Here is an 11,744-nt window from a genome sequence, read left to right as displayed (position 1 = left end):
GCCGGTCACCGGCACGCGGCCGGACCACCGCCACGGGGGAGGAAGGAAGAACTGCGATGTACCACACCTGGATGCGCTTCTTCACCCCCAGCCCGCTCCACCACCGCCTGGGCCTGGCCTGCCTCGGCGTCGGCCTCCAGCACGGCGCCCTGCCCACCGTCGGGCCCCGCACCCTCGACCACCACGTCGCCGTCGTCGTCCACTCCGGAACCGGCTGGTTCGGCGGACCCGACGGACGCCGCACCCCCGTCACCGGCCCCACCCTCATCTGGCTGGTCCCCGGCACCCCGCACCACTACGGCGCCGACCCCGGCACCGGCTGGGACGAGAGCTTCGTCGACTTCACCGGGCCCGCCGTCGCCACGTACACCGAACTCGGCTACATCGAGCCGGACCGCCCGCTCGTCCCGCTCTCCGACACCGCCGGCCCCCGCGCCGCGATCGGCCGCATCGTGCGCGCCGCCCGCCGCGGCAACCCGCTCCTGGAGGTCGAGACCGGCGCGGCCGTCCACGAACTCCTCGTCTCCCTGCGCCGCGCCCGCGCCGACCTCGGCCCCGACGGAGACCCCGTCCTGCGGGCGCTGGCCCGCGACGCCTACCAGCCGCTCTCCGTCGCCGAGCACGCCGCCCGGCACGGCATGACCCCCGCCGAACTGCGCACCGCCGTACGGCGCGGCGCCGGGTGCAGCCCCAAGGACTACCTGCTCGGCATCCGCCTCGGCCGCGCCAAGGAACTCCTCGCCGGCACCGACCTCCCTGTCTCCGCCGTCGCCCGCCGCGTCGGCTACGACGACCCCGCCTACTTCTCCCGCCTCTTCGCCCGCCGCGTCGGCACCGCCCCCGTCCGCTTCCGCGACCAGCAGGGCCGCGCCGTACCCGGCGGCTGGAGCGACCGGATCCCCGACCCGGACGACCCGCCGATGATCGCCCCCTGACCACGGGCGTCTAAGCTCGCTGCCCATGAGCACGAGCGAAATCGACGCCTCCGTACGAGCGGAACTGAACCGGCTGCGCGAGAGCATCGACAACATCGACGCCGCCGTCGTCCACATGCTCGCCGAGCGCTTCAAGGCCACCCAGCAGGTCGGACGCCTCAAGGCCGACCACCAGCTGCCGCCCGCCGACCCCGCCCGCGAGACCCGGCAGATCACACGGCTGCGGGAGCTGGCGCAGAGCGCCAACCTCGACCCGGCGTTCGCCGAGAAACTGCTGAACTTCATCATCGCCGAGGTCATCCGCCACCACGAGCGCATCGCGGAGGAGACCGGGAACGGACCGGGACCCGGGACAGCCCGGCCGGACGACCCCCGGTAGGACCGGCCCCGCCCCAACAGCACCGGCTCCGCCCCGGCGCACCCGCCCTCGACGGCGCGCCCCCGCGGCGCGCCGCCCGCGGCGTCCGCCCAGCGAGAACTCCACTGCGCCCGCTTCACCCGTACGGCAGCATGGGCCCATGTCCGTACTGACGCGCGACGAAGCGCAGACCCGAGCCCACATCCTCGACGTCGAGCGGTACACGATCGCCCTCGACCTCACCACCGGTGAGGAGACGTTCGACTCCCGCACCGCCATCCGGTTCACCGTCCGCACGGCCGGGGACACCTTCGTCGAGCTCAAGCCCGCCGCCCTCCGCTCGATCGCGCTCGACGGACAGCCCCTGGACCCCGCCCTCCTCGACGGCAACCGCTACCCCCTCACCGGCCTCACCGCCGGCAGCCACGAACTGCACGTCGACGCCGCCATGCGCTACTTGCGCACCGGCGAGGGCATGCACCGCTTCACCGACCCCAGCGACGGCGAGACCTACCTCTACACCCAGCTCTTCCTGGAAGACGTCCAGCGCGTCTTCGCCGCCTTCGACCAGCCCGACCTCAAGTCCGTCTTCGCCCTCGACGTCACCGCCCCCGAAGGCTGGACCGTCCTCGGCAACGGCATCGCCGAACACACCGGCCAGGGCCGCTGGAGCATCGCCCCCACCCCGCTCATCTCCACCTACCTCGTCGCCGTCGCCGCCGGCCCCTGGCACTCCGTCACCACCGAACACGCCGGACTGCCCTTCGGCATCCACTGCCGGCGCTCCCTCGCCCCGTACCTGGACGCCGACGCCGACGAGATCCTCGACGTCACCCGCGCCTGCTACGACCGCTATCACGAGAAGTTCGACGAGCCCTACCCCTTCGACTCCTACGACCAGGCGTTCGTCCCCGAGTTCAACGCCGGCGCCATGGAGAACCCCGGACTCGTCACCTTCCGCGACGAATACGTCTTCCGCTCCGCCGTCACCGACACCGAACGCCAGACCCGGGCCGTGACCATCGCCCACGAGATGGCCCACATGTGGTTCGGCGACCTCGTCACCCTCTCCTGGTGGGACGACATCTGGCTCAACGAGTCCTTCGCCGAGTACATGGGCTACCAGATCCTCACCGAAGTCACCCTTCCCCGAGCTCTCACCTCCGTCCGAGCAGGGGAGCCCCCGTTCCCCGACACCTGGGCCGCCTTCGGCGTCGCCCGCAAGGGCTGGGGCTACGACGCCGACCAGCGCCCCTCCACCCACCCCGTCGCCCCCGACCCCGAGGCCGTCCCCGACACCGCCTCCGCCCTCCTCAACTTCGACGGCATCAGCTACGCCAAGGGCGCCTCCGCACTGCGCCAACTCGTCGCCTGGCTCGGCGAGAAGGACTTCCTCGCCGGGATCAACACCCACATCGCCCGGCACCGGTTCGCCAACGCCACCCTCGCCGACTTCATCGACAACCTCGCCTCCGCCACCGACCGCGACGTCCACACCTGGGCCGAGCGGTGGCTGCGCACCACCGGCATCGACACCCTCACCGCCGAAGTCGCCGAGACCTCCGCACGCGGCGACGCCGACCGCTCCTGGACGCTCGCCGTCGGCCACGACGGCAGCCGCCCCCACCGCATCACCGTCGCCGCCTACGACCACGACCTGACCACCGGGACCGGCCCCGCACCGCTCGTCCCGCGCGACCGCTTCGAACTCGACGTCCCGCACACCGGCGAACCCGTCGTCCGCCCCGGCCGCCGCCCCGCCCTCGTCGTCCTCAACGACGGCGACCTCAGCTACGCCAAGATCCGGCTCGACGCCGCCTCCTGGAACACCGCCCTCGCCGGCCTCTCCGCCATCCCCGCGCCCCTCACCCGCGCCGTCGTCTGGAACGCCGCCCGCGACATGGTCCGCGACGGCGACCTCGACCCCACCGCCTACCTGGCCGCCGCCCGCACCCACCTCCCGCACGAGAGCGACCTCGCCCTCGTCCAGGGCGTCCTCGGCTTCGCCGCCGGCCAGATCACCGCCCGCTACCTCGCCCCCGAGGACCGCCCGGCCGCCCTCGCCACCCTCACCGCCCTCTGCCGCGACCTCATCCGCCGCACCGAGGACGGCTCCCACCCCGGCCTGCGCCTCATCGCCGTACGCCACTTCATCGACGCGGCCACCCAGCCCGACACCCTCCAGAGCTGGCTCACCGAGGGCACCGTCCACGGCGGCCCCGAGCTCGACCCGGAACTGCGCTGGCGCATCCTCACCCGCCTCGCCGTCCTCGGCGCCACCGACGAAGCGGCCATCGCCGCCGAACGCGAACAGGACCCCAGCGCCACCGGCCGCGAAGGCGCCGCCCGCTGCCGCGCCGCCCTGCCCACACCCGAGGCCAAGGCCGCCGCCTGGGCAGCCCTGTTCACCGACGACACCCTCTCCAACTACCTCTTCACCGCCACCGCCCAGGGCTTCTGGCAGCCTGGCCAGGACGACCTCCTCAGCGCGTACGTGGCCCGCTTCTACCCCGAGGCGACCGCACTCGCCGCCCGCCGCGGCCCGGCCATCGCCGAAGCCGCCGGACGCCACGCCTTCCCCGCCTACGCGGTGGACGCGCAGAGCCTCGCCACCGGCACCCGCGCCCTCGACGACCCGGCCCTCATCCCCGCCCTGCGCCGCAAGCTCGTCGACCAGCTCGACGACCTGCGCCGCGCCCTGAGCGTACGGACGGCGACGGCCGGGCGCCGACCCCAGCCACCTACCCGTCCAGTCTCTCCCTGACCTGACCCGACGCACCGACCCTGACCCGATCCACCACGGCCCCCGGCACCCACCGCCGGGGGCCGCTCGCGCGCCCCGCGCGGCGCCCTTCCCCCTACGGCCTCACAGCCCCCACGGCCTCACAGCCCCTCACGGCCTCACAGCCCCCACGGCCCCGCCTCCGTACGGCCGCCGGCCCGCCGCCTCCCGTACCGCCCGGGAACCCACCACGCCTCACCCTTGCGCGCCGCCCGCCCGCCCGCACACCCGTACCGCGCCCGCACACCCATACCATCCGCGGGCCCGCCAAGCGGGACACTCCGGCCGCCAGTACCCCTTTCGAGTTCAGATCGTTGGGCTCTTCGGCCGCGCCACCCGAAACCCGGGACAAGCTGGCATGTCCACCCCCGCGCTCCCCGAAGGACCACCGCACCCATGCCCACCCCGCCCCTCGCCGGAGGCACCGCAGGGCCCGCCGCGCTGCGCCCCCTCATCGACACCGTCCTCACCGCCCTCCAGGACGGCGCCGCCCGCCGCGACGGCCCCCTCCCGGCCGGCGGACCCGACACCGTCACCCCGCGCACCCGCAGCGCCGCCCACCCCCTCATCCCCGACCACGGCACCGGCGCCCACCACGCCCTGCGCAGCCTCGTCACCGCCCTCGCCGAAGGCGCCGCCGACCCCGCCCACCCGCACTGCGCCGCCCACCTCCACACCCCGCCGCTCGCCCTGGCCGCAGCCGCCGACCTCGCCGCCAGCGCCCTCAACCCCTCCATGGACTCCTGGGACCAGGCCCCCGCCGCCTCCGCCCTCGAAGCCGACCTCACCGCCGCCCTCGCCGCCGAGGTCTACCCCCGGGCCGCCTCACCCGACGCCCTCGTCACCAGCGGCGGCACCGAGGCCAACCAACTCGCCCTGCTCCTCGCCCGCGAACGCCACGGACCCGTCCAGACCGTCTGCGCGGCCAACGCCCACCACAGCATCGCCCGCGCCGCCTGGCTCCTCGGCCTGCCCCGACCCGTCGTCATCCCCGCCCCCACCGGCACCCTCGACCCCGCCGCCCTCGACGCGACCCTCACCCGACTCGACCGGCCCCTCCTCGTCGTCGCCACCGCGGGCACCACCGACACCGGCGAGATCGACCCTCTCGACGCCGTCGCCGACCTCTGCGCCGCCCACGGCGCCGAACTCCACATCGACGCCGCCTACGGCGGGCCCCTCCTCTTCAGCCCCACCCACCGGCCCCGCCTCCACGGCCTCGACCGCGCCCACAGCGTCACCCTCGACCTGCACAAACTCGGCTGGCAACCCGCCTGCGCCGGCATCCTCGCCGTCCCCGAACGCCACCACCTCACCCCCCTCCACCACCACGCCCCCTACCTCAACGCCGACGACGACACCGAAGCCGGACTCCCCGACCTCCTCGGCCGCTCCCTGCGCACCACCCGCCGACCCGACGCACTCAAGATCGCCGTCACCCTCCAGGCCCTCGGCCGCACCGGCCTCGCCGACCTCCTCGACCGGACGCTCGCCACCGCCCACCACCTCGCCGACCTCGTCACCAAGACCGCCACCCTCGACCTCTACGACCGCCCCACCATCAGCACCGTCCTCTTCCGCCCCACCGACGCCGACGACGACACCGTCGCCACCGTCCGCCGCACCCTCCTCAACCGCGGCCACGCCGTCCTCGGCCGCGCCCGCGCCGCCGACCGCCTCTGGCTCAAGGCCACCCTCCTCAACCCCCACACCACCACCGCCGACCTCCAGGCCCTCATCGGCCTCGTCACCGCCGCCACCGCCGAACTCCACACCCGCCCGGCCCCGGACCCCACCGGCGGCGAAACGTCCCCCCACACCCCCACCGACCTCCCGCCGGCGCACCCCGCGCGCCGCACCACCACCCCCCGCACGGAAGGCGACACCCCGCGATGACCGACCGGCCCGCCCACGAACCCGACCAGCCACACGACCTCGTCGGCATCGGCATCGGCCCCTTCAACCTCTCCCTCGCAGCCCTCGCCCACGACATCCCCGCCGCCCCCGGCGACCCCCGCCCCCTCGCCGCGACCTTCTACGAACAACGCCCCGCCTTCCACTGGCACCCCGGACTCCTCCTCGACGGCGCCAGCCTCCAAGTCCCCTTCCTCGCCGACCTGGTGACCCTCGCCGACCCCGCCAGCCCCTGGAGCTTCCTCAACTACCTGCGCACCCGCGACCGGCTCTTCCCCTTCTACTTCGCCGAGCGCTTCCACATCCAGCGAGCCGAGTACGACGCCTACTGCCGCTGGGTCAGCGAACAACTCCCCGGCCTCCACTTCAGCCACCAGGTCGACGCCGTCCGCTGGAACACCGACCGCGCCCTGTTCGAAATCGACTTCACCCAACTCGACCGGGACGGCGAAGCCGAAGCCCTCGGCCGCGCCTACGCTCGCCACATCGCCCTCGGCATCGGCACCGAACCCTTCGTGCCCGAACCCCTCAAACCCCTCGCCGAAGCCCCCACCGTCCCCGTACTCCACTCCGCCGACTACCTCCGCCACCGCGAACGCCTCCTCGCGGCCGAACACATCACCGTCATCGGCTCAGGACAGTCCGGCGCCGAAGTCTTCCTCGACCTCCTGCGCGCCCGCCCCGAAGGCGCCGAGAGGATCCACTGGCTCGCGCGCACCGAGGCGTTCGCCCCCATGGAGTACTCCAAGCTCGGCCTCGAACACTTCACCCCCGACTACAGCCGCTACTTCCACGCCCTCCCCGAATCCGCCCGCGACGAACTCGTCCCCCGCCAGTGGCAGCTCCACAAGGGCATCGACGCCGACACCATCGCCGCCATCCACGACGAGCTCTACCGCCGCACCCTCCACGGCGGCTGGCCCGACGCCACCCTCACCCCCGGCGTCTGCGTCCGCACCGCGGGCCGCCTCTCCAACACCCGCGTCGAACTCCACCTCGAACACACCCAGCAGGGCACCCGCTCCCGCCTCACCACCGACGCCGTCATCCTCGCCACCGGCTACCGCGAACGCCCCCTCGACGCCCTCCTCGGCGGCCTCACCCCGTACCTCCGCCGCGACGCCTCCCAGCGCCCCCGCATCGACGACCAGTACCGCCTCGTCCTCGACCGCGCCGTCACCGGACACGTCTACGTACAGAACGCCGAACGCCACACCCACGGAGTCGGCGCCCCCGACCTCGGACTCGCCGCCTGGCGCAGCGCCACCATCCTCAACAACCTCACCGGAGCCAACCCCTACCCGCTCCCGCACCGCACCGCCTTCACCACCTTCGGCCTCGGCCCCCAGCCGCCGAGAATCCCCGCACAGACCCCCGCCCTCATCCCGCTCAGCCAGTCCGTCTGACCCGCCCCACCGGCCCCGGAAACGCCGAACGGCCCGGGACTCCGCACCGACGGAGACCCGGGCCGACGGAGACCCGGGCCGCCCACACCGGACCGACACACCCGAGGACGGGCCGGCAGGACCTACGGGAACACCGGCACACCGTCCCGCGTCAGCCGCCACCCCACCGACGCGAACGCCGCCGGATCCACCGAACCCCTCGCCCGCACCCACGAGACGATCGTGTTCCGGATCTCGTCCGAATCCGCCCACACCTGCTTCGCACCCGGCACATGCGGGAAATCGCCCCCGCCGCTCGCCCGGTAGTTGTTCACCGCCAACACGAACCGCGCCGCCGGATCGACCGCCCTCCCCTCGAAGGACAGCCCCACGATCCGCGAACCCACCGGCCGCGCGACATCGATCTCATACGCCACCCCCGACACCGCGTCGTAGTTGTAGTCCGGAATCCCGTCCGCGTTCGTCAACTTCGCCGTGTCCACCGGACCACCCGCGGGCGTACGCACGTAGTACCGCGCCGAATACTCCAGGTACTCCTTCAACTGCCCACCCGTGAGCAGCCGCGCCTCCAGCGTGTTCTCGAACGGATACAGCCCCGCCGCGTCCCGGATCGTCACGTCACCCGCCGGAATCCCCGCCGCGCGCGAGAAGCACGACGCCTGCGACAGCACCGGCAACGCCGCGTACTCCCCACCCACCAGCGCCGCCCGCACCGTCTCCGCCTGCACGTGGTTGATCAGATCGATGATCGGCTCGTCCTTCCACGGCGCGTCCGCCGTCGACATCGCCGCCACCGACGTACCGATGACCTGGTTCACATAGGCCACCACCTTCCGGTGCTCGTCCCGCAACAGCGACGTCACCTTCCGGTCCTCGGCCACCGTGTTCGAGTTCAGCACCCGCGAACCGGCCCTCTCGACCGCCCAACGGCCCTTCTCCCAGACCAGATCGAAGTCGAACAACGTCAGCCGCTGCCCCCACTTCGCCGGCTCCGAGAGAACCACCCGCTTCCCCGTCGCCCTGTTCGTCACGAAGTGCTCGGCGATCTCCACATGCGCGTGCCCCACCAGAATCGCGTCGATCCCCGGCACCTGCTCGGCCACCAGCCCCGCCGCGTTCTCCACGTACGGCAACCGGTCCCCGTACGACGACGTCCCCGACGAACCCGAATGCGCCGACACGACCACCACATCCGCGCCCATCGACCGCAGCCTCGGCACCCACTTCGCCGCCTGCTCCTCCAGCCCCGGGAACACCATCCGCCCGCCCACGTTCGCCTTGTCCCAGATAGCGATCCCGGGATTCGTCAGCCCCAGCACCGCCACCCGCACATCACGCCCGCACGGCGTACGCAACCGCTTCATCACATACGGCGCGAACGCCGGCCGCAACGTCTTCGCGTCCAGCGCGTTCGCACCCAGCAACGGGAAGTCGCACTGCTCCTCGAACTTCCGCAGCACCGGAATCCCGTAGTTGAACTCGTGATTCCCCAGCGCCGCCGCGTCATAGCCGATCGCGTTCATCGCCTGCGCCATCGGATGCACCGGACCGCGCCGCGCCGTGATCGGATCGACCTTCGCGTAGTAGTACGACAACTGCGTGCCCTGGATCGTGTCGCCCGCGTCGATCAGCAGCGTGTTCCGGCGGCCCTTCTCCCGGCGCACCTGCTCCACCAGCGTCGAGATCTTCGCCAGCCCCACATCGTTGCGGGCCGCGTCGTCGAACTCCCGGTCCGTGAAGTAGTCCCAGTTGAAGACGTTCCCGTGCAGATCGGTCGTGCCCATCACCGTGAACGAGTACCGCCTCGCCGGCCGGCCCCCGCCGTGACCGCGCCCCCTCGCCTCCGCCGCGCCGGCCGGCTCCGCGAGCGCCCCGCCCGCCATCGCCACACCCGCACCGGCCGCAGCCGACCGGCCCAGAAACGTCCTACGGTTCAACGGCATCCTGCACTCCTCGTTCAGTCGGGCAACGCGCGTAGATTCTGGCCCGGAACCCCCAACACGCAACACCCCGCGCAGGTTTCGATCTGATGACCGCACACCGCGCCCCGCGCATGCCACAGTGAACACATGACCGAAACCCCCACGCCCACCTCCACCCACCACCACCCCTACGGCACCCCCACCACCCCCCACGTCACCGTCCGCGGCGAAGCCCACCTCGAAGTCGACCCCGAGATCGCCCACATCGCCGTCACCGTCAGCGCACGCGGCACCGACCGACGCACCGCCCTCGACGACCTCACCCGCCGCAACACCGCCGCCCTCGACCTCATCAGGAGCTACGGCGACGCCATCGAGAAACTGGAGACCGGCACCCTCGCCATCAGCCCCGAACTCACCCGGCACGGCCGCGGCGAACGCGTCCGCGCCTACCACGGCCGCATCCAACTCACCGTCTCCCTCAACGACTTCACCGCACTCGGCGAACTCGTCGCCCGCCTCGCCGACCAGGACCTCACCCGCGTCGACGGCCCCTGGTGGTCCCTGCGCCCCACCTCGCCCGTCCACGCCGACGCCCGCCGCCAGGCCGTCCGCGCAGCCCTCCAGCGCGCCCGCGAATACGCCGAAGCCCTCGACACCCGCCTCGGCGCCCTGCTCGAACTCGGCGACACCGGCGTCGGCGCCGCGCCCCGGCACACCCGCTCCGCGTTCGCCGCCCACGCGACGCCCTACGCGGCCGGCGCCGAAGCCGCCACCGAGGCGGCCCCCGTCGACCTCGAACCCGTACGCCAGAACATCGACGCACAGGTCGAGGCGTCCTTCACGCTGGAGCCGCCCACCCTGCGCTGAACGCTCATCCGAGCACCCCGCCGCCCATATTCAACACTTGTCAACAACCCTTCACGCAAAGGCGGTTGAGGCGTCCTGCGGAGCCGAATATCTACCCGTAGGTAAGGTTTAGGCTCGAAGCATGCGCCGAGCGAAAATCGTTTGTACCCTGGGACCGGCAACCGACACATACGACCAGATCAAGGCCCTGGTCGAAGCGGGAATGAACATCGCCCGCTTCAACCTCAGCCACGGCACCCACGCCGAACACGAAGAGCGCTACCACCACGTCCGCAAGGCGTCCGAGGAGACCGGCCGCAGCGTCGGCATCCTCGCCGACCTTCAAGGCCCGAAGATCCGCCTCGGACGCTTCCGCGACGGCCCCGTACTCCTTGAACGCGGAGACGCCTTCACCATCACCGCCGAACCCCTCGAAGGCGACCGCCACACCTGCTCCACCACCTACGACGGCCTCGCCGCCGACGTCAGCCCCGGCGAACACATCCTCGTCGACGACGGCCGCGTCACCCTCGAAGTCGCCGAGACCGACGGCCCCCGCGTCCGCACCACCGTCATCGAGGGCGGCCTCGTCTCGGACCACAAGGGACTCAACCTCCCCGGAGTCGCCGTCTCCGTCCCCGCCCTCTCCGAGAAGGACGTCGACGACCTCCGCTGGGCCCTGCGCACCGGCGCGGACCTCATCGCCCTCTCCTTCGTCCGCACCGGACGCGACATCGACGACGTCCACCGGATCATGGACGAGGAGGGCCACCGCCTCCCCGTCATCGCCAAGATCGAAAAACCCCAGGCCGTCGAACACATCGACGACATCGTCGCCGCCTTCGACGGCATCATGATCGCCCGCGGCGACCTCGGCGTCGAAATGCCCCTGGAACAGGTCCCCCTCGTCCAGAAGCGCGCCGTCAAACTCGCCAAGCGCAACGCCAAACCCGTCATCGTCGCCACCCAGATGCTCGACTCGATGATCGACAACTCCCGCCCCACCCGCGCCGAGGCGTCCGACGTCGCCAACGCCATCATCGACGGCACCGACGCCGTCATGCTCTCCGGCGAGACCAGCGTCGGCGCCTACCCCGTCGAAACCGTCCGCACCATGTCCCGGATCGTCGAAGCGGCCGAGGAAGACCTCCTCGCCAAGGGCCTCCCGCCCATCACCGAACGCAGCAAACCCCGCACCCAGGGCGGCGCCGTCGCCCGCGCCGCGGCCGAGATGGGCGACTTCCTCGGCGCCAAGTTCCTCGTCGCCTTCACCCAGAGCGGCGACACGGTCAAGCGCCTCTCCCGCTACCGCTCACCCATCCCGCTCCTGGCCTTCACCCCCGACGCGGCCACCCGCGCCCAGCTCAACCTCACCTGGGGCGTCGAGACCTTCCTCGGCCCGCACGTGGACTCCACGGACGCGATGGTCGCCCAGGTCGACGAAGAGCTCCTGCGCATCGGCCGCTGTGCGAAGGGCGACGTGGTCGTCATCACGGCCGGCTCCCCGCCCGGCGTCGCCGGCTCGACCAACCTGGTGCGCGTGCACCACATCGGCGAGGACGACAGCCCGAAGTAGGG

General features: G+C 72.4%; 8 protein-coding genes. 7 read left to right on the top strand and 1 reads right to left on the bottom strand.

Annotated features, from left to right (window positions below; all coding sequences use genetic code 11):
• Positions 1 to 56: 56 nt before the first annotated feature.
• The 5 genes from EES43_RS06015 (at position 57) to EES43_RS05995 (ending at position 7,395) form a co-directional block, all read left to right on the top strand.
• On the top strand, positions 57 to 935 hold the full coding sequence (locus tag EES43_RS06015) for a helix-turn-helix domain-containing protein (protein ID WP_124267738.1): 879 nt from the start codon (positions 57 to 59) through the stop codon (positions 933 to 935).
• 25 nt (positions 936 to 960) lie between these two features.
• The gene (locus EES43_RS06010; protein ID WP_124267737.1) at positions 961 to 1,314 is read left to right on the top strand and encodes a chorismate mutase; all 354 of its coding nucleotides are present in this window, start codon (positions 961 to 963) and stop codon (positions 1,312 to 1,314) included.
• 139 nt (positions 1,315 to 1,453) lie between these two features.
• Entirely contained in the window at positions 1,454 to 4,057 is a 2,604-nt protein-coding gene (gene pepN, locus EES43_RS06005; protein ID WP_124267736.1) for an aminopeptidase N, read from the top strand.
• Positions 4,058 to 4,471: 414 nt separating this feature from the next.
• Positions 4,472 to 5,971 (top strand): pyridoxal phosphate-dependent decarboxylase family protein, encoded by a 1,500-nt coding sequence (locus tag EES43_RS06000; protein WP_124267735.1) that lies wholly within the window; start codon positions 4,472 to 4,474, stop codon positions 5,969 to 5,971.
• Positions 5,968 to 7,395, top strand: coding sequence for a lysine N(6)-hydroxylase/L-ornithine N(5)-oxygenase family protein (locus EES43_RS05995; protein ID WP_124267734.1), 1,428 nt, complete (start codon positions 5,968 to 5,970; stop codon positions 7,393 to 7,395). Before EES43_RS06000 ends, EES43_RS05995 begins: the two co-directional genes overlap by 4 nt.
• Before the next feature lie 122 nt (positions 7,396 to 7,517).
• Here EES43_RS05995 and EES43_RS05990 read toward each other — a convergent pair whose 3' ends face one another.
• Positions 7,518 to 9,338: a bifunctional metallophosphatase/5'-nucleotidase gene (locus EES43_RS05990; protein ID WP_124271808.1), complete on the bottom strand. Its 1,821-nt coding sequence runs from the start codon at positions 9,336 to 9,338 to the stop codon at positions 7,518 to 7,520.
• Positions 9,339 to 9,464: 126 nt separating this feature from the next.
• On the opposite strand from EES43_RS05990, the gene EES43_RS05985 reads away from it, so the two are divergent.
• On the top strand, positions 9,465 to 10,187 hold the full coding sequence (locus EES43_RS05985; RefSeq protein WP_124267733.1) for an SIMPL domain-containing protein: 723 nt from the start codon (positions 9,465 to 9,467) through the stop codon (positions 10,185 to 10,187).
• 121 nt (positions 10,188 to 10,308) lie between these two features.
• Positions 10,309 to 11,742, top strand: coding sequence for a pyruvate kinase (gene pyk / locus EES43_RS05980; protein ID WP_124267732.1), 1,434 nt, complete (start codon positions 10,309 to 10,311; stop codon positions 11,740 to 11,742).
• Positions 11,743 to 11,744: the final 2 nt, after the last annotated feature.

The organism is Streptomyces sp. ADI96-02, from assembly GCF_003846185.1.
GTDB lineage: Bacteria > Actinomycetota > Actinomycetes > Streptomycetales > Streptomycetaceae > Streptomyces.
The sequence above is the reverse complement of the archived record's forward strand: the minus strand, read 5'-3'. Positions and strand labels throughout refer to the sequence as shown.

Coding starts and splice junctions, on each gene's coding strand:
- EES43_RS06015 (WP_124267738.1), top strand. CDS start 57: ATGTACCACACCTGGATGCGCTTCTTCACCCCCAGCCCGCTCCACCAC.
- EES43_RS06010 (WP_124267737.1), top strand. CDS start 961: ATGAGCACGAGCGAAATCGACGCCTCCGTACGAGCGGAACTGAACCGG.
- pepN (WP_124267736.1), top strand. CDS start 1,454: ATGTCCGTACTGACGCGCGACGAAGCGCAGACCCGAGCCCACATCCTC.
- EES43_RS06000 (WP_124267735.1), top strand. CDS start 4,472: ATGCCCACCCCGCCCCTCGCCGGAGGCACCGCAGGGCCCGCCGCGCTG.
- EES43_RS05995 (WP_124267734.1), top strand. CDS start 5,968: ATGACCGACCGGCCCGCCCACGAACCCGACCAGCCACACGACCTCGTC.
- EES43_RS05990 (WP_124271808.1), bottom strand. CDS start 9,338: ATGCCGTTGAACCGTAGGACGTTTCTGGGCCGGTCGGCTGCGGCCGGT.
- EES43_RS05985 (WP_124267733.1), top strand. CDS start 9,465: ATGACCGAAACCCCCACGCCCACCTCCACCCACCACCACCCCTACGGC.
- pyk (WP_124267732.1), top strand. CDS start 10,309: ATGCGCCGAGCGAAAATCGTTTGTACCCTGGGACCGGCAACCGACACA.